Origin of the sequence: Parafrankia sp. EUN1f (genome assembly GCF_000177675.1) — a bacterium.
Taxonomy (GTDB): Bacteria; Actinomycetota; Actinomycetes; order Frankiales; family Frankiaceae; genus Parafrankia.
Genome location: NZ_ADGX01000044.1, coordinates 45342 through 63257, shown reverse-complemented (window position 1 = coordinate 63257; position 17916 = coordinate 45342). Strand labels below are relative to the sequence as shown.

Annotated in this window: 13 protein-coding genes; 5 read left to right on the top strand and 8 right to left on the bottom strand. The window is 72.2% G+C overall.

Going from position 1 to position 17916, the window contains the following annotated elements:
• The 3 genes from FREUN1FDRAFT_RS15470 to FREUN1FDRAFT_RS39840 form a co-directional block, all read right to left on the bottom strand.
• Positions 1-448 (bottom strand): transposase (locus tag FREUN1FDRAFT_RS15470; protein ID WP_006541037.1); only part of this gene is annotated, 448 nt, incomplete at its 3' end.
• A 276-nt stretch (positions 449-724) separates the two neighbouring features.
• Complete coding sequence (locus FREUN1FDRAFT_RS15465) at positions 725-1732, bottom strand: NAD(P)H-dependent glycerol-3-phosphate dehydrogenase (RefSeq protein ID WP_006541036.1); 1008 nt, start codon at positions 1730-1732, stop codon at positions 725-727.
• A complete protein-coding gene (locus tag FREUN1FDRAFT_RS39840; protein WP_157474805.1) occupies positions 1729-2718 on the bottom strand; it encodes a 1-acyl-sn-glycerol-3-phosphate acyltransferase in 990 nt (329 codons plus the stop codon). Before FREUN1FDRAFT_RS39840 ends, FREUN1FDRAFT_RS15465 begins: the two co-directional genes overlap by 4 nt.
• 259 nt (positions 2719-2977) lie before the next feature.
• Here FREUN1FDRAFT_RS39840 and cofC point away from each other — a divergent pair, with 259 nt between their 5' ends.
• Together cofC and FREUN1FDRAFT_RS15450 are read left to right on the top strand one after the other, a co-directional pair.
• Entirely contained in the window at positions 2978-3742 is a 765-nt protein-coding gene (gene cofC, locus FREUN1FDRAFT_RS15455; protein ID WP_006541034.1) for a 2-phospho-L-lactate guanylyltransferase, read from the top strand.
• Positions 3739-4557 carry a cyclase family protein gene (locus FREUN1FDRAFT_RS15450; protein ID WP_006541033.1) on the top strand — a complete coding sequence of 273 codons (819 nt, stop codon included), beginning with the start codon at positions 3739-3741 and terminating at the stop codon, positions 4555-4557. Before cofC ends, FREUN1FDRAFT_RS15450 begins: the two co-directional genes overlap by 4 nt.
• On the opposite strand, the gene FREUN1FDRAFT_RS15445 is transcribed toward FREUN1FDRAFT_RS15450, so the two are convergent.
• Positions 4533-7031 (bottom strand): bifunctional diguanylate cyclase/phosphodiesterase, encoded by a 2499-nt coding sequence (locus FREUN1FDRAFT_RS15445; protein ID WP_006541032.1) that lies wholly within the window; start codon positions 7029-7031, stop codon positions 4533-4535. The genes FREUN1FDRAFT_RS15450 and FREUN1FDRAFT_RS15445 overlap by 25 nt on opposite strands.
• 426 nt (positions 7032-7457) lie before the next feature.
• Complete coding sequence (locus FREUN1FDRAFT_RS15440) at positions 7458-8441, bottom strand: transglutaminase family protein (RefSeq protein WP_006541031.1); 984 nt, start codon at positions 8439-8441, stop codon at positions 7458-7460.
• A gap of 249 nt (positions 8442-8690) precedes the next feature.
• On the opposite strand from FREUN1FDRAFT_RS15440, the gene FREUN1FDRAFT_RS15435 reads away from it, so the two are divergent.
• Positions 8691-10886: an RNA degradosome polyphosphate kinase gene (locus FREUN1FDRAFT_RS15435; RefSeq protein WP_006541030.1), complete on the top strand. Its 2196-nt coding sequence runs from the start codon at positions 8691-8693 to the stop codon at positions 10884-10886.
• Between the two features lie 167 nt (positions 10887-11053).
• Here the strand turns inward: FREUN1FDRAFT_RS15435 and FREUN1FDRAFT_RS15430 are convergent, their stop codons facing one another.
• The 3 genes from FREUN1FDRAFT_RS15430 to leuC all read right to left on the bottom strand — a co-directional run bounded on the left by FREUN1FDRAFT_RS15430 (position 11054) and on the right by leuC (position 13978).
• Positions 11054-11338 (bottom strand): HU family DNA-binding protein, encoded by a 285-nt coding sequence (locus FREUN1FDRAFT_RS15430; protein WP_006541029.1) that lies wholly within the window; start codon positions 11336-11338, stop codon positions 11054-11056.
• Positions 11339-11908: 570 nt separating this feature from the next.
• Positions 11909-12496, bottom strand: a complete 588-nt coding sequence (leuD, locus tag FREUN1FDRAFT_RS15425) for a 3-isopropylmalate dehydratase small subunit (RefSeq protein ID WP_006541028.1) — start codon at positions 12494-12496, stop codon at positions 11909-11911.
• 84 nt (positions 12497-12580) lie between these two features.
• The gene (gene leuC / locus FREUN1FDRAFT_RS15420) at positions 12581-13978 is read right to left on the bottom strand and encodes a 3-isopropylmalate dehydratase large subunit (protein WP_006541027.1); all 1398 of its coding nucleotides are present in this window, start codon (positions 13976-13978) and stop codon (positions 12581-12583) included.
• 220 nt (positions 13979-14198) lie between these two features.
• On the opposite strand from leuC, the gene FREUN1FDRAFT_RS15415 reads away from it, so the two are divergent.
• Positions 14199-14975 carry an IclR family transcriptional regulator gene (locus FREUN1FDRAFT_RS15415; RefSeq protein WP_006541026.1) on the top strand — a complete coding sequence of 259 codons (777 nt, stop codon included), beginning with the start codon at positions 14199-14201 and terminating at the stop codon, positions 14973-14975.
• Positions 14976-15414: 439 nt separating this feature from the next.
• Positions 15415-17742 carry a serine/threonine-protein kinase gene (locus FREUN1FDRAFT_RS15410; RefSeq protein WP_006541025.1) on the top strand — a complete coding sequence of 776 codons (2328 nt, stop codon included), beginning with the start codon at positions 15415-15417 and terminating at the stop codon, positions 17740-17742.
• Positions 17743-17916 lie beyond the last annotated feature (174 nt).

Genomic DNA, 17916 nt, shown 5'->3' with positions numbered 1-17916 from the left:
TGGGTGGAGTCGGTGCGCGCCCGCCCGCCCGCCTTGAGCACGCCCCTCGGCGACCAGACGCGCCAGAAGCGCGTCGAGCGCGTGGGTCGCCAGACTCCCCCTCGACCAGCCGCGCGCGGAACTCCGAGAACACGCTGGCGTCGAACCCCGGATCGTCGAGATCGAGACCGAGCGCGTATTTCCACGACATCCGGTCGCGGACCGCGTCCGCGGCCTGCCGGTCGGTGAGGTTCTCGGAGAACTGCAGAACCGTGGCCATCATCAGCTGGGCCGGAGAGATCCCCGGCCGGCCCCGCACCCCGAACGCGCCGGTGAACCGCCCGTCCTCGTAGACCACACCGAGCTCGTCACGGATACGCATCGCCAGGTTCCCCTTCGGGGACGCGGCACGCGCGACCCGCGCGGTCAGCGGTGGGACCTCGGGCCAGGGTCTCGGCTGCAGGGACACGACCGTCATCCTCCCGACCCGACACCCCACGACCAGCACACCGTCCCGGGTGTTGCGCGAGAGTTGACAGACCCTGACACCCTCACCCTGGGCCGACCCAACACCCCCGGCCGCACCACAGACCCGCTCAAACCCGACCAGCCATGCCAAGCCGGACTCGCACCCCCACAGCCCGAATAAACCAGCAAGGTCGTTCCTGCGACCAAAATCCTCAGGTCTTGCTCGGCAGCAGCAGCGGCGGCTTGCAGCTCACGGCTCGCAGTACCGCCCTCGCTGCTAGCGGGGGCGGTACTCGGGGCCGGGCTCGTGGCTCATCAGGTCCTTGACGGCCTCCAGCGGTGGCAGGCCCTCATAGAGCACCCGCTCGACCTGGCGGGTGATCGGCATCGACACCCCGAGGCCTTCGGCCAGCGCCAGCAGCGGCCGGCACGACCGCACGCCCTCGGCGACCTGGAGCTGCTGCGCCAGTACCTGCTCCAACGTCATCCCACGGCCGAGCCGCTCGCCGAAGGTCCGGTTCCGGGAGAGCGGGGATCCGCAGGTGGCGACCAGGTCACCGAGCCCGGCGAGCCCGGCGAACGTCATCGGCTCGGCGCCGAGCGCGGCGCCGAGCCGCATCGTCTCGGCCAGCCCGCGGGCGATCAGCGAGGCCTGGCTGTTGGTGCCGAAGCCCATGCCCTCCAGCATCCCGGCCGCGAGGGCGATCACGTTCTTCACCGCCCCGCCAAGCTCGCAGCCGACTACGTCGCCGTTGGTGTAGGGCCGAAGGTAGGGCGTCCAGCAGGCGCTCTGGACCCGGTGCGCGGTGGCCGCCGAGGCACTGGCCACCACGGTGGCGGCAGGATGCTCGACGGCGATCTCGCGCGCCAGGTTGGGGCCGCTGACGACGGCGATGCGCTCGGGGCCCACGCCGGCCGCCTGCGCGATCACCTCGCTCATCCGCTGGCTGGTGACGGCTTCCATGCCCTTCATCAGGCTGACGTAGACGGCCCCCGGCCCCACCATCGGCGCCCAGTCGAGCAGGCAGGACCGCAGCGCGTGCGACGGCACCGCGAGAACCACCAGGTCGGCGTCACGCAACGCCTGTTCCGGCCGCACCGTGGCGCGCACCTGGTCGGGAAGCCGAACGCCCTCGAGGTACCGGGGGTTCACATGACGGCCGTTGATGGAGTCCGCGACCTCCCGGTCCCGGGTGACCAGAGTGACACGCGCTCCCGCGTCGGCCAGCACCTTCGCGAAGACCGTGCCCCAGGAACCCGCGGTGAGCACCGCAGCGCGCCTCACCGCCGCTCCCCCGGCGCGGCCGGATTCCCGTCGTCGCCGCCACCGCGCGCCAGGTCCCGGGGCTGCGCCAGCTCCCGGCTCGCGTTCGGGTACGCACCGGCCGGGGCATCGGGCTGGACGGGAAGGACCTGATCGAGCCCGGGGCGCCGCGGGTACGGTTCGCCGCGCAGACGCTCCAGCTCGACGAGCAGATCCGCCATCACCGCGTCAGTCACCTCACGTAGCAGCCGCGCGTTGTCGGCACCGCCGTCCACGGCCTCACCACCCGGGGCATCAACGTCCACCGCCTCGACGTCCACGACCCCAGCGTCCACGACCCCAGCGTCCGCGGCCTCAATGCCCGCGGCCTCACCACCGGCAGCACCGCCACGGCCCGTCGGCCCGTTTCCAGGCAGCGGGCGGGACCGTTCGGCGAAACGGGCCAGATCCACAGCTCTCCCAGCATGAATCCGGATCTCCGGGCGGCGGAGCAGCCGCAGCCGGCGGTCCTTTCCCCAGATCCGTTGTGCACCCCACTGGGCCACCGGGATGACCGGCGCGCCCGTGGCGAGAACCAGTCTCGCCACACCGGTGCGGGACCTACTCGGCCAGTAGTCCGGATCGGTGGTGATCCCACCTTCCGGATAGATGACCACGGCCCGCCCGGCCCGCAGCGCGGCGATCGCGTCGCGCAAGGCGTCCTGCGCGCTCGGATCCCGGCGGTAGACCGGAATCTGGCCGGCACTCGCCAGCACCTGGCGCAGGATCGGAACCTCCCACAACTCGCTCGTCGCCATGAACCGGGGGTTACGCCCGGCGGCATACACATAGTGCGCGAGCAGGGGTGGGTCCACCGTCGAGAGGTGGTTCGCGACCAGGATGACACCACCCGAGGCGGGGATGTTCTCCTGACCGGACCAACGCCGCCGGGTCAGCAACCGCGAGAGCGGCAGGATCATGGCCGCGGCGAGCGTGATTCCGGGGCCGCCCCGCCACGGTCGTCTCATGAACGCGAAGTCTTGCTCAGCGCCGGGAAGCCTGTCGAGTTCGTCGCGCGGTGGCGGGACACGGACCCGCGCGAGGCCTACGCCACCGATCGTACGTTCCAGCCGCATTCGGACCGATTCGGGCACCTGTGCCCGGCCCGAGCCTGCCGCCGGACGCGTCGCGGGCAGCCATGCGGCGTCAGCCGCGCCGGCCGGCCCGGGGAGCCGCCCCAGCCCGCCACGGCGCCTTCGCCGATCCCGATGGCCTATCGTCGGCGCTGTGCAGTCCGCCGAGACGATGCCGCCATGGGTCGTGCTGGTACCGCTGAAACCGCTGCAGGCCGCCAAGTCCCGGCTCGACCACCCCGATCGCGGCGCGCTGGCCCTGGCGATGGCGCTGGACACCACCGCGGCCATCCTCGACGTCGACGCCGAGGTGGTGGGCTCGGTCATCGTCGTCACCGACGACCCCTCGGCCCGCGAAGCCCTGGCTGACCTCGCGAGGGCGTACCCGGCCGCCACGTCGACGTCGACGTCCGCGGACGTCGACGTCGACGTCGACGGCAGACCCGAGGGATCCGTCGGGCAGGTGGGACGTCTGCTGGTAGCCGCGGACGAGCCGCGCAGCGGGCTTAACCCGGCGTTCGCGCATGCCGCGGCACTCGCCCGGCGGCTGCATCCGGGATGGGGCACGGCGGCCCTCTCCGCGGACCTGCCCGCGCTGCGACCACAGGAGCTGCGCCGTGCGCTGACGGTCGCGCCGTCGACCGGCCACGCCGTGCTCGCGGACGCCGTCGGCACCGGCACCGTGCTGCTCAGCGCGGCGCCCGGCACCGAGCTGCGCCCGCGGTTCGGGTCCGGCAGCTTCCGGGCGCACCGCGACGCGGGAGCCGCCGACCTCACCGGGCTCCTGCGCGACCAGGTTCCCGGGCTGCGCCGCGATGTCGACACGGTCTCCGATCTCGCGGACGCCCGCGCACTCGGGCTGGGCCCGGCGACGAGGCGGGTGCTGAAGGCCGACCCGTCGCCGCGCAGCGCGGCGTGAGCACGCCGCGCGCCGCGGCGGTCTCCCCCGGCGGGCTCCACGAGCTCACGGTGGTGAGCCTCGCCCACATCCATGATCCCGCGACGACGCCGATCTTCCCTGGGGACCCGGAGTTCACGCTGACCACCGCGGCGACGATCAACGAGGATGGCTACTATCTGCAGCGGGTGTGTTGCGGTGAGCACACCGGCACGCACTGGGGGGCACCCGGCCACTTCGAGCCCGGTGGCGCCCTCGCCGACGACCTCAGCCCCGCGGACCTCTTCCTGCCCGCCGTGCGGGTCGACGTCCGGGCCGCCGCGGCCGCGGACCCCGACTACCAGGTGACGCTGGACGACCTGGCGGCCTTCGAGCGCCGGCACGGCCGGATTCCCGCCGGGGCCGCCGTCATCGCCTGGACGGGCTGGGCCGACCGCTGGGGCACCCCCGCCTACGCGAACCTGGACCGGCACGGCCGCCCGCGCCAACCGGGCTTCGGCCTGGACGCCGTCCGCTGGCTGATCGGCACCGGGCGGCTCGGGCGACGGGGCGCTCTGGGCTCGGACACCTTCGGCCCGGATCCGGGCTCGGACGAGACGTTCGCGGTCTCCAGGGAGCTCTTCCACGAACACCGCATATCCCTGGAGAACCTGACCAATCTCGCAGCGCTTCCCCCGGCCGGTGCCTGGGTGCTGGCCGGGGGCACCGTCAACCGGGCCGGCTCCGGCTCCGCCGCCACGGTGTTCGGCCTGCTCCCGCCCCACCCGCGCGACGGCGGCCGTCGCAGGCGAACCACGCGAACCATCCGCCATCAGGATGGTCGACGCCACCGCTGATCCGCCGGGATCGTGGCCGTGGGCTCCTCGATCGTGGCCAGCCCTGACAGCGGCCCCGGCCGGGCGAAGAGGAAGCCCTGACCGAGCTCGCAGCCGAGCCGGTCCAGCTCCACGAGCTGGGCCTCCCGCTCGATGCCCTCGGCGATCACGACCGCGCCCAGCGAATGCGCCACGTCGATCATCGATCGACGCAGGTTGGAGTACCGGCTGCCGTCCATCGGCGGGTCGATGAGCGTGCGGTCCAGCTTGACGACGTCCACCGGCAGCCGGTGCAGCACGGCCAGGTTCGTGTTGCCCGCGCCGACGTCGTCCAGCGCGATCGTCACCCCGAGCTCCTTGACCTCGGTCAGGACGTCCGCCGCCGCGGCGAGGTCGGTGATCCGGCTGGTCTCGGTGACCTCGACCACGAGGCGCCGCGGGTCGAGACGGCTCGCGGCGAGGACCCGGGCGACCGTGTCACGCAGCCGGGTGTCACCGATCCGGCTGGCCGAGACGTTCACATGCAGGCGCAGTTGGGAACCGGTCGGGTAGGCGAGGGCGACCTCGGTGCAGGCCCGGGTGAGCACCAGGTCGTCCAGGAGCCCGACCATGCCACCGCTCTCCGCGGCGGCGACGAACGTGCCCGGGGAAACCGGCCCGCGGCCCGGATCCGTCCACCGTGCCAGAGCTTCCAGGGCCACCGCCCGCCCGTCGCGAAGCCGGACGATCGGCTGGTAGTGGACGTCGAAGCCAGCGGAGCTCCCGCCGCGGCGCAGGGCGGTCGCCAGCGCGTCCGCGAGGTGTGCGCCGGCCTCGGGCGAGGCCATCCCGGGGCGGTAGGTCACCAGCCGGTCCCGGCCCGAGCATCTCGCCACCTGCACGGCGGTCTCGGCATGCCGCAGCAGCGCCTCACCCGTCTCGTGCGTGCGGCGGGCGACGGCGAGTCCGGCACTGGCGCGGATCGACCGCTGCCGGCCGCCGAAGGACACCGGGCGGCGCAGCGCCGCCAGCACCCGGGCACCCACGACCTCGGGCGACTCGCCACCACCAGCCATGAGCACCGCGAACTCGTCCGACCCGATGCGGGCGACGAGATCGGTCGCGCGGACGCAGTGCAGCAGCCGCTGCGCGACCGTGCGCAGCAGATGGTCACCGGCCGCGGGCCCGAGGCTGTCGTTGAGAACGCTGAAGTCGTCCAGGTCGCAGTACAGGATGGCGATATCGGCACCGGGCCCGGCCCCGGAGGCGGACCCGGACGCGGACCCGGACGCGGACCCCGACCCGGCCCCCGCCCCCCGGCCGGCGGCCCGTCGGCGGTCGGACAGCAGCCCGCGCAGCCGGTGCTGGAACAGGACTCGGTTGGGAAGCTCGGTCAGCGGGTCGTGGAACGCGCGGTGGTGCAGCTCCCGTTCGGCGGCACGGACCCGCAGCACGAGCCGACGCCCCGCCCGGGCAGCCTCCAGGCGATCCGCGACCATCCCGGTCGCCAGGGCCGCTGCCAGCCCGATCTCGACACCGTCGGGCCGATGCCCGCTGGCCACCCCGGTGAGCACGACCGCGGTCGCGGCCCCGGCCAGCAGCGTCGGCACGACAAGGAGCGTCCGGCCCTCCGGTCCGTCGCCACCGTCGGCGAGCGCGAGGCCGGCCTGCCCCCGCGGCGCGGCGCCGGCCGTGTGCCACGCGGCCGTGAGCACCACGGCACAGCCGGCGATCGACATGATCCCGATGAGGAGCCCCGGTGCGTCCGGGCCGGTGGCACCGTCCGGGCCGCTGGCGCACCGCGCCAGCGACGTCGCGGCGGCCAGCAGAACCAGCCCGGCCGCCACCGCGAGGACGCGGACGCGATCGGTGAGCCGACGAAACGCCGCGGTGTGCAGCGACACCAGCACCAGCACCACGACCTCGGCCGGGCGGACGATCGCCACGAACCGTCCCCAGCCGTCGTCCGCGGCGGTGAGCGCTGGGCGTACGCCAAGCCCCCAGCCGACGAGGAGCACCGAGCAGGCGAGCAGAAGACGGTCGACCAGGCCGGCGGACCCGCCGCCCACGATCCCGCTCCCGAACCCGCCCGAACCACCGAACGCGCCCGTGCCACCGAACCCGACCGTGCCACCGGCACCGCCCACACCACCCACACCACCCGCACCACCGGCACCGCCCGTGGGCACTCCGGGGGGAAGCGGCGGCAGGTCCGGCTGGCTCACCGGCCGGCGCGGTCTGGCCGTGGGCGCGGCGGCGAGGGCTGCCAGGGCGAGCACCGGCATGGCCAGGTAGCCGACATCGGCTGGCGACAGTCGGTATGGCCGGTTCCCCCCATGAGCCGGCCCGGCCTGCAGCAGCCAGACCGACTGGCCCGCGGTCCAGGCGACGAGGGCCACCGCGGCCCAGATCAGCCATCTGCCGTGTGCCCGTCCAAGCCGGCGGCCCTTCCAGACGCAGCCGGTCGCGGCGGCAAGTGCTGCCACGATCGCGGTGCCGTCGAGCAACAGCGGCACGCCCACCCTCCTCCCCTGTGGCCGGTGGTCCGGTCACCCGCCGGCCGTGGGCCGGATTCCCCGCACGCTGGCCCTCGACGGGCCGCGCCGGCTGCGAGCAGGGGCATGGCGGCTGTTCCTGGATGACGGCGCGTCGCGGCTGGGCCGTGACCTGACGGTTCGGCGCCCCACGAGGGTCACTGAGCGCGGTGAGCGGCCGCGGCGCACTCGTCGGGCGCTCCCGCGAACCGGGCATCTCCTGCCCGATCAACCATTCGACGCCGAGTGACCAGCTCGTCGGAGAGCGCCTCGCGTCACCGTATCTTGTGATCGGGCAAACACAAAGAGTGTCCACCTGTGGTGCGCGCGGCGCGTCGGCAGCCATTCCCGCCAGATCGCGGCGTCACGAACAGCCGGATTCGGACAACCAGAAGAAGCGCCCGAAGGTCACTCGGTGACCGTGGTGGCAACAGCGGGGGTCGCGGAGGCGGCGGGGGTCGCGGAGGCGGCGGAGGTCGCGGAGGGAGGGACCACGCTGACCACGTCGACCCGCTGGGTGGCGACCAGCGCCCCACGCCCCACGCCGACGTAACGGCCGGATGTCGGCGCCACATCCTGGTAGTCACGCCCGACCCCGACCGTCACATAACGCAGATCCGCGGTCCGGTCGTGACAGGGGTCGAACGGCACCGCCACCGCACCCGCCCCACCCGGCGACAGCGCACCGCCGGACGACAGCGCACCGCCGGACGACAGCGCCCCACTCGGCACGACCACCTCGACCCAGGCATGCGAAGCCCCCTCGCCCACCAGGTGCCCGGACACATAGCGCGCGGGGATCCCGACCGCCCGACACATGGCGATCATGATGTGGGCCTGGTCCTGACAGACCCCGGACCCGCCGGCGAGGGCCTGGGCGGCGGTCGTCCCCACATCGGTACTGCCCGAGACGTACGCGATGCGCTGGTACACCCAGCCGCAGACACGACGGGCCGTGGCGACCGGGTCGGAGCTCGCCAACGAGCGGGCCGCATCGACCATCGCGGCGGTCGGCGTCGTGAGCGGGGTCGGGGCGAGCAGGCGGCGACTGCTGAGCGCGGACGCCGGAAGCTCCGGCCAGCCGAGGTCGGCGACCCGCTCCACGACCACGGTGACGTCGAAGTCCAGCGTCGGCGGGACGACGTCGATCCTGATGTTGGCCACCTGCAGCCCGTCCGGCCCACGCTGCCAGGTCGTGCGCGCCTGGGGCGCGGAGACCTGCAGATCCATGAAACGCCGCAGCTGACCGCCGTGGCGGACGGGCGGCACAGCGACGAGGCGGTGGTCCAGATCCTTCGCGGCTCCGTCGTAGGTGTAGCGGAAGCGCTGGCTCACCCGATAGGTGACCCGCTCGGCTCCCGCCAGGTCGACCTCGCCCGCGGGCTCCGACATGCCGTGATGGGGATCATGCGGGGCGCACCCGTCCCTGATCGGCCCGGAAGTTGGCGCCACGCCGTCGATCGTCGCTCGTTTCTGTTTCCCGCCCGTTAACAGCGGGGACACCCCCGCCCAGCCTTTACCGAACAATGTCAACACGGACCATCATCGCTTCCTGCGCGACACAACCAATCCACACGATGACCTCACATCGTCATCCTTCGCAGCTGCCGAGTTCACGCGGAACTGGCAGCATGGGTAGACATGAGCGAGCTGGTCGCGACCCGGTCGGAACAGCCGCAGCGAAAGGCTCGGAGCGCGCTGCTGGAACCCCTGGAGGCGCCTCGTGCGCCAGCCCCGTCGGATCTTCCCCCGGGTCGGTTCATCAACCGGGAGAAGTCCTGGCTGGACTTCAACGCGCGCGTCCTGGCGCTTGCTGAGGATGTCTCGACACCCCTGCTGGAGCGGGCGAAGTTCCTCGCGATCTTCGCCAGCAACCTCGACGAGTTCTACATGGTGCGGGTGGCCGGCCTGATGCGCCGCCACGCCACCCGCCTCGCGGTCCGCTCGGCGGACGGCCTGACCGCACGCGAGCAGCTCGATCTCATCAGCCGCACGACCGCCGAGCTCACCGCCCGCCATTCCCGGTGCTTCACCGACGAGGTGGCGCCGTCACTCGCTCACGCCGGAATCACGATCAAACTCTGGCAGCAGCTCGAAGCGCCACAGCGGGAACGGCTACGGGACTACTTCGCCCAGCAGATCTTTCCGGTTCTCACTCCGCTCGCCGTCGATCCCGCCCACCCGTTTCCCTACATCAGCGGGCTGTCGCTCAATCTCGCCGTCGCCGTGCGTGAACCGGGCGGCGAATCCGAACGGTTCGCCCGGGTCAAGGTTCCGCCGAACGTCCCCCGACTGATCAGAGTGGATGTCGACGAGAGCACCGAAGGCCTGGCCGGTGCGCGGGATGACTCCACCGCGTGCTTCGTGCCGCTCGAAGAGGTCATCGCGGCTCATCTCGGGCAGCTCTTTCCCGGCATGGAGGTCGTCGACTCACACCTGTTCAGGGTCACCCGCAACGCGGACCTCGAGGTCGAGGAGGACGAGGCGGAGGATCTGCTGCAGGCGCTGGAGCGCGAGCTCGCGCGCCGCCGCTTCGGCCCCGCGGTGCGGCTCGAGGTGGACGCCGACATCGACGACGACCTGTTGAACCTGCTGATGCGCGAGCTGGAGATCACCGAGCGCGAGGTGCACCGGGTACGCGGCCCGCTGGACATGTCCGTCCTGTGGGCTCTGTACGACCTCGACCGCCCCGAGCTGAAGGATGCGCCGCGGGTGCCCGTGACCCACCCCCGGCTACTCAACGACGAGGGTGAGCCGACGGACTTCTTCAGCGTGCTGCGCGAGGTCGACGTCCTGGTTCATCACCCGTACGACTCGTTCACCACGTCGGTGCAGCGCTTCCTGGAGCAGGCCGCCGCGGACCCGAACGTGCTCGCCATCAAGCAGACCCTGTACCGGACCTCCGGCGACTCCCCGATCGTCGACGCGCTCGTCGCCGCAGCGGAGGCGGGCAAGCAGGTCGTCGTCCTGGTGGAGATCAAGGCCCGGTTCGACGAGAGTGCCAACATCCGCTGGGCCCGGGAACTGGAACGAGCCGGCTGCCATGTCGTGTACGGCCTGATCGGGCTCAAGACGCACTGCAAGATCTGCCTCGTCGTGCGGCAGGAGCGCGGAGGCCTGCGCCGCTACTGCCACGTCGGCACCGGGAACTACAACCCGAAGACCGCGCGGCTCTACGAGGACATCGGCCTGCTCACCGCGAACCCGGACGTCGGAGCCGACCTGACCGACCTGTTCAACGTGCTGACGGGCTACAGCCGGCAGACCGAGTACCGCTCACTGCTGGTCGCCCCGCAGCACATGCGGGACGGAATCATCGAGCGCGTGGAAGCCGAGATCGCCGCCGCCCGCGAGGGCCGGGAGTGCGGCATCCGCATCAAGGTCAACAGCCTGGTCGACGAGCAGCTCATCGACGCGCTCTACCGGGCGTCGATCGCCGGGGTGCCGATCCAGTGCCTTGTCCGCGGAATCTGTGCCTTGCGACCGGGAGTTCCCGGGCTCTCCGAGACGGTGCACGTCCGGTCGATCCTCGGGCGGTTCCTGGAGCACAGCAGGGTGCTGGAGTTCGTGTCGGCGGGCGAGTACTGGATCGGCAGCGCCGACATGATGCACCGCAACCTCGACCGCCGGATCGAGGCGCTGGTTCGGGTTCCACACGCCGAAGGCCAGGCCACCGTGCGCGGGATGCTCGACCACGCCTTCTCCGACCAGGTCTCCGCCTGGGTCCTCGCCCCGGACGGCCGCTGGGAGCGGCACACCACCAGTGCCGACGACGTGGCGCTGTCGGACTACCAGCACGACCTGATGGCTCGTGCGTTCGAGCGCGGGCGCCGCTGAGGCTGGCGCATCACCGCCGCCCCGGCACGGCACCCCACCGTGGCAGACACATCGCCGGGCCGGGCGGATCGCCGGGCGGGACACATCACCGGGCCGGCCGCGGCCGTGCCGCCGGTCACGGCCGCGCCGGAAGGCGGCCGTGGGCGGCGGCGCGGCCGCCGTGCGCTTCAGTCGCTGCTGGCGGAAACGCTGGCCTTGAACTCGGAGCCGGGCCGAAACTTCGGCACCACGGACGCGGCGACGTGCACGGGCTCACCGGTCGCGGGGTTGCGGCCGGTGCGGGCGGCACGCTCCACCCGCTCGAACACACCGAAGCCGGTGATCGTGACCTTCTCGCCGCCGGCCACGGCCTCCTGGATCGCGTCGAACACGGCGTCGACCGCCTTGGTGGCGTTCGACCGCCCGCCCTCGATCTGCTGAGCGATGCGGTCAACCAACTGGGACTTGTTCACAACAACCTCCGGACGCCCCCGCGCTTGACGGGGTGGGGAGCAGATCGGGCATCACACTGCGCTGCACCGTAGGCATCTCCACTGTCGAGGGCAATTCCCATGAGCGTGTCGCGTCACACAAACCCGCACGTCAGCGGGTTCGCGCCAGGTGACTACCGCTTGCGCACTGTTCAACGAGGCCGCGGCATCCTGCAGTTTCGTCACCTTGAGTCACTTTTTGCCAGCGGCAATTCATGCCGAACGTCACGAATTGATAGCCCCCAGACGCAACGAGACGGGTGCGCTTACCGCAACGCACCGGCGCACTACCCCAAGCGGATGTGAGATCACACTCAGCACCACAACGAGCACTCGAGCGGGGATGCCCCCGAGGTGACACGGCCGCCCTCCGATGCGGTGGCCCGATGGCTCTGGATGTGATCAAAGCAACATCCCCGCAGCGGCCCCGACAGGCCGCCCGATGGCCCGAAAAGCCCTGTGCCGGGCCGGGTCAGAGCGTCCGGTGAAGCCCCGGAACCGGCCGGCCCGGCGGCTGTGGCGGCCCGGACCGGACCGGCGCAGGGCTCGGTCTCAGGCCGTGGTCGGCAGCCAGGCCGGCCGACCCGCCTCGAAGGCGGTGATCTGCTCCTCGTGACGCAGCGTCAATCCGACGTCGTCCAGGCCCTCCATGAGCCGCCACCGGGTGAAGTCGTCGAGCTCGAAGCCGACCGTCCGGCCGGCGCCGCGGACCTCGCGGGCCACCAGGTCGACGGTGATCTCCGTCGTCGGATCGGCCTCCACGGCGGCCGTCAGCGCCTCGACGACGTCGACCGGTACCACCACCGGGAGCAGGCCGTTGCCCAGCGCGTTGCCCCGGAAGATGTCGGCGAAGCGAGGCGAGAGCACGGCGCGGAACCCGTAGTCCTGCAGGGCCCAGACCGCGTGCTCCCGGGACGAGCCGGTGCCGAAGTCGGGCCCGGCGAGCAGGATCGACGCCCCGGCGTACGCCGGGTTGTTCAGGACGAACGACGGGTCGGCCCGCCACTCGGAGAACAGACCGGCGCCGAAGCCCGTGCGCTCGATGCGCTTGAGCCACTCGCTCGGGATGATCTGGTCGGTGTCGACGTCGCTGCGCCGCAGCGGCACCGCCCGACCGGTGTGGATGGTGAACGCCTCCATGACAGGCACGTCCCCTTCGAAATCGTTCGAACGGCTTCGTTCGAAAGTCGCTGTGTGCAGGCGGCTACAGGTCGGTGCGGACGGCTACAGGTCGGCGGGAGCGGTCAGGCGGCCGGTCACCGCGGTGGCGGCGGCAACCTCCGGCGACACCAGGTGGGTGCGCCCCCCGGGGCCCTGGCGGCCTTCGAAGTTGCGGTTCGACGTCGACGCGCTGCGCTCCCCCGGCGACAGGGTGTCCGGGTTCATGCCCAGGCACATCGAGCAGCCCGCGCTGCGCCAGTCGGCGCCCGCCGCGCGGAACACCTCGTCCAGGCCCTCGGCCTCGGCCTGTGCCTTGACCTCCATCGAACCGGGGACGATCAGGACGCGCAGCCCGTCGGCCACCTGCCGCCCGCGCAGCACCTCGGCGGCGGCACGCAGGTCGGAGAGCCGGCCGTTGGTGCAGGAGCCGATGAAGACGGTGTCGACGGCGACGTCGCTCAGCGGCGCGCCGGGTGTGAGACCCATGTAGGCCAGGGCCCGCTCCACCGAGGCCTTCGCCGCCGCGTCGCCGTAGTCGGCCGGGTCCGGGATGGCGGTGTTCAGCGGCGCCGCCTGGCCGGGGTTCGTTCCCCAGGTGACGTAGGGGCTCAGGCTCGGCGCGTCGATGACCACCTCGTGGTCGAAGGTCGCGTCGTCGTCGGTCGCCAGGGTCCGCCAGTAGGCGACGGCGGCGTCCCAGTCGGCCCCCTGCGGCGCGTTCGGACGCCCCTTCAGATACTCGAAGGTCGTCTCGTCCGGGGCGATCATGCCGGCCCGCGCACCGGCCTCGATGGACATGTTGCAGACCGTCATCCGGCCTTCCATCGACAGCGCGCGCACGGCCTCGCCGCGGTACTCGATGACATAGCCGGCGCCGCCGCCCGTGCCGATCCTGGCGATCACCGCGAGGATCAGGTCCTTGGCGGTGACCCCGGCCGGCAGCTCGCCCTGCACGGTGACGGCCATCGTCTTCGGCCGGCGCTGCGGCAGGGTCTGGGTTGCCAGCACGTGCTCGACCTGGCTCGTGCCGATGCCGAACGCCAGCGCGCCGAAGGCGCCGTGGGTCGAGGTGTGGCTGTCACCACAGACGATCGTCATCCCGGGCTCGGACAGGCCCAGCTGCGGGCCGACCACGTGAACGATTCCCTGCCCCGGGTCATTCATCGGGAACAGGCGGACACCGAAGTCGGCGCAGTTCTTGCGCAGCGCCTCCACCTGCGCTCGCGACACCGGGTCCGCGATCGGGAGCAGGGTGTCGGTCGTAGGGACGTTGTGGTCCTCGGTGGCGATCGTCAGGTCGGGCCGCCGGACCGGCCGGCCGGCCAGCCGCAGGGCTTCGAACGCCTGCGGCGACGTGACCTCGTGGACGAGGTGCAGGTCGATGTAGAGCAGGTCCGGCTCTCCGTCGGCGCGGCGGACGACGTGTGCGTCCCAGACCTTCTCCGCGAGTGTGCGCCCCATTGGCCCCACTCCCTCTCTCGCGTGAGCCGGGCCCACGCTGCTCGAATCCCGGTGTCATGACTGCGCCGCGGGAGGCGGTCGCCTGGTCTCCCGCTCGGCTGGTTTTCCGCTTCGTGGTTTCCCACGCGCCTTGCCTACGCCATCCCGCCCCTGAGACATCCCGCTCCCGAGACATCTCACTCCTGCGACATCTCATACTTTGGGATGGCAGTATCAGACTATGGAACATAGTAGCGGCGTCGGCGTGCTGGACAAGGCCGCCCTGGTTCTGACCGCTGTGGAGCATGGCCCGGCCGACCTGCGCGACCTCGTCGCCCAGACCGGGTTGAGCCGAGCCACCGCCCACCGGCTCGCCAGCGCTCTGGAGGTCCACCGGCTGCTGGCACGCGACGCGGCCGGGCGTTTTGTTCCCGGACCTCGGCTCGCCGCCGGCAGCCCCGCCGCGCTGCCCTGGGAGATGCTGGACGCGGCCGGCAAGATTCTGACCGCCCTGCGCGACGAGACCGGCGAGAGTACCCAGCTCTACGTTCGGCGCGGCCCGGTCCGGGTGTGCGTCGCCGCGGCGGAACGCTCCGCCGGCCTTCGCGACACCGTGCCGGTCGGCGCGACCCTGCCGATGACCGCCGGATCGGGCGCGCAGGTCCTCCTCGCCTTCACCGACGCCGCCGAGCCCGATCTGCTGGCCCGCGCCACGTTCGCCCCGGACATCCTGGCCAGGGTGCGCCGGCGCGGCTGGGCGGAGAGCGTCGGTGAGCGCGAGCCCGGCCTGGCCTCGGTGTCAGCCCCGGTCTTCGACGGATCGGGCCTGGTCGCCGCGGTGTCGCTTTCCGGACCGGTCGAACGGCTCACCCGGTCGCCGGGACGGCGCCACGGCCCGGTCGTCGTCGCCGCGGCCCGGCAGCTGTCAGCGCCGCGCGCGCCGGTTGCGCCGCGCCCGCCGCATCCCGACGATCAGAACGCGACCCCCCGGGAAAGTACCCGAAGTCACGATGGATAGCCGGAGAATGCCGGTCCGCGAACACACAGGAAAATCACTGGATTCTCGCCGTGAACACCACCTGCGGGCATGGCGGAGCGCAATCCAGCCACAGCGGCAAGCGTCAGCGGGACCCCGACGCAACCGGGTGAGATGCGACGTCGTAGCCTTTGGTGGTCAACAGTCAGGATCGATGTTTCCGAGCGGTTGTCCACCCACGGACATGGATGTCGCACGGTTCGGCCTGACCGTGGCTCCGCGGTTTCCGGCCGGGGCTGCGAGTGCCCGGCCCGATGTGCTTCCAGGCCGATCGCTCCGGTCGGACGCGGCGCCAGTGGCCATGCGCAATCCCAGCGACGGCAGGCACGTCGGCGCGCTGCGGTTGCCGGGTCCCCGTCACGACGGGGCGCAGGCTCACACCGGTCAGGCTCCCCACGGCAGTCAAAGGGGGAAAGGCGCAGTGCGCAAACTGGGTTCGCGGTACGTCCTGCACGAGTTGATCGGGCAGGGCACTGCCGGCCAGGTCTGGCGCGGGGCCCACGTCCCCGACGGGGAGCCGGTGGCTATCAAGGTTCTCCGGCCGGAACTCGCGCATGATCCGGAGGTCGTCGACCGGTTCCTCCGCGAATGCGACCTCCTGGTGCAGCTTGACAGCCCCGAACTGGTGCGGGTGCGGGACCTGATCAAGGAGCCCGGCACGCTGGCAATCGTGATGGACCTCGTCGAGGGCATCGACCTGCGCGCGCACCTCGACCAGAGCGGCCCACGCCCGGTGACCGAGGCCGCCCGCCTCGTCATCGGCCTGCTGTGGGCGCTCGACAGCGTGCACGACGCGGGCATCATCCACCGCGACGTCAAGCCCGAGAACGTGCTCATCGACACCTCGGATCCGCGTCGTCCCTACGTGCGGCTCACCGACTTCGGCGTGGCCCGCATGATCCACACCCCGGGCCGGGCATCACTGACCGGCCCGATCGGGACCCCGCTCTACATGGCACCCGAGCTGGCGGACGACGTCCCACCGACACCTTCGGTGGACATCTACGCCGCCGGAGTCGTGCTCTACGAGCTCATCGCCGGCAGTCCCCCGTTCGACCACGCGCATCCCGCCGACCTGATGCGGGCGCACCGCGAGGAGCAGCCGCTGCCCATCCAGGGTGTGCCGGCGGCGGTCTGGGACGTCCTGGCCTCGATGCTCGCGAAGTCGCCGAAGCAACGCCCGGCCACCGCGGCGGACGCGGCGGAGGACCTGCTCGACGCCCTCGAGGACGACGACCGCGACCACGACTTCGACCAGGACTCCGGCAACAACAACCACACCACCCGGATCGACCGGGCCGAGCGACCCGGCGCTGCCAGCCGATCGGGCGCAGCCGGACGTCGGCACGGCACGGCCGCGGGACGCGACGCCGCCTTCGACGCCGCGCTCACCCAGGTCGGTGGGATCGCCCCCGTCGCCGCGACCAGCCTGCTCGCCGCCGGTGGGGACGCGACCGGCGCCCACACCGGTTGGAACGACGCCGCGCACACCCAGGTCGCCGGCATTCCACCGGCCCGCGCCGACTGGGATGCCGCGGCGCACACGCAGATCGCCGGGATGCCGCCCGTGCGGCCGGACCGCGCTGGTGCCGGGACCGGCCCGGGCGCCGGCGCCGACTGGTCCGACGCCGCCACCGGGGCCCAGCCCGCGGTCCGGGTTCCCGCGCGTTCGGCGGGCTCGGCCTCCGACCGCAACACGGTGATCTCGAAGAGCAAGGATTCCGCACCCGCGGGACCGCCGGGAGCGGGCGCACCCAGCGGCCGTTCGGCGGCCGACCGCCGCCGCCGCAGCCGCATCGCGGCCGGTGCCGGACTGGTCGTGGCCCTCGTCGCCGGAGCCGGTGGCTGGGCGCTGGCCGCCGCCGGAGGCAACGACACCGCCCTGACCGCGGACGGCAACCAGCAGATACTCACCGACCCGTCCGCGGTCGCGACCCTTCCCGGCGGCAGCCCGATGCCGCCGGGCATGGCCCCGCCGGCCGCCGGCACGGACGGGCGCTCCACCGGCGCGGCGCGCGGCACCGCATCCAGCCGTCCCGGCCAGAGCACCTCGCCCGGCGCCAGCGCCACCCAGTCCGGGACGGCCTCCCCGAGCGCGACCGCGAGCGCCTCCGCCTCGCCGACGGCCAAGGACGGGACCGTCCCCGACGTGACGGGCCAGAGCAAGTCAGCCGCGACGAGCGCACTGAGCGGCAAGGGCTTCACGAACGTCGCGACCAGCGAGACCTGCCAGAAGGGCAAGAGCGGCGGGATCGTGCTCGGTCAGAGCCCCAACGCCGGCAGCGTCGTCCCGGTCTCCACGAAGGTCACACTGACCGTGCAGGCCACGGACTGCGTCGAGGTCCCGTCCGTCGCCGGCAGCTCGCTCAGCGCGGCCCGCAGCACGCTGACCGGCGCGGGGCTTGGCGTTCTGGACGGCGGGGGCGGCTGCCAGTGGGGAACCGGCACCACCGCGGCCGGTACCACCCCCTCGGCCGGCACCATGAAGCACAAGGGCGAGAACGTCTGGCTGGAGCCGAAGTGTCTCGCGTCACCGGCCCCGGCCCCGGTGACAAGCGCCCCGGTGACGACGGCCCCAGAACCTGACGGGCATCCGAACCTGACGGGCGCCGTCCTCCTGCGCCCGCCCGTGACGCCGGCCGCGCCGGCTCGAAGATCTGAGGATTTTGGTCGTTCTGGCAACCGGGATCCTCAGATCTTGTCCGGTAGCAACGCCAGCCACTGCGGCAACTCGAGGCTTCGACTCTGAGTGTTGAGGATCTTGGTCGTTCCAGAGACCAAAATCCTCAGGTTTTCTCCGGTAGCAAGGATCGCGCTCGTGCGTGGGGCATCGTGGCCGAGTAGATCGCCGTAGCCGAGTAGATCGCCCGACCCCTGTCACACCGGCGGGGCGGCACCAGCCCGGCGCCGCTCCGCGGGCTGA

Bases quoted from the DNA above. Each gene is read 5' to 3' on its own strand.
- FREUN1FDRAFT_RS39840 (WP_157474805.1), bottom strand. From the start codon at position 2,718: ATGAGACGACCGTGGCGGGGCGGCCCCGGAATCACGCTCGCCGCGGCC.
- FREUN1FDRAFT_RS15440 (WP_006541031.1), bottom strand. From the start codon at position 8,441: ATGTCGGAGCCCGCGGGCGAGGTCGACCTGGCGGGAGCCGAGCGGGTC.
- FREUN1FDRAFT_RS15435 (WP_006541030.1), top strand. From the start codon at position 8,691: ATGAGCGAGCTGGTCGCGACCCGGTCGGAACAGCCGCAGCGAAAGGCT.
- leuD (WP_006541028.1), bottom strand. From the start codon at position 12,496: ATGGAGGCGTTCACCATCCACACCGGTCGGGCGGTGCCGCTGCGGCGC.
- leuC (WP_006541027.1), bottom strand. From the start codon at position 13,978: ATGGGGCGCACACTCGCGGAGAAGGTCTGGGACGCACACGTCGTCCGC.
- FREUN1FDRAFT_RS15415 (WP_006541026.1), top strand. From the start codon at position 14,199: ATGGAACATAGTAGCGGCGTCGGCGTGCTGGACAAGGCCGCCCTGGTT.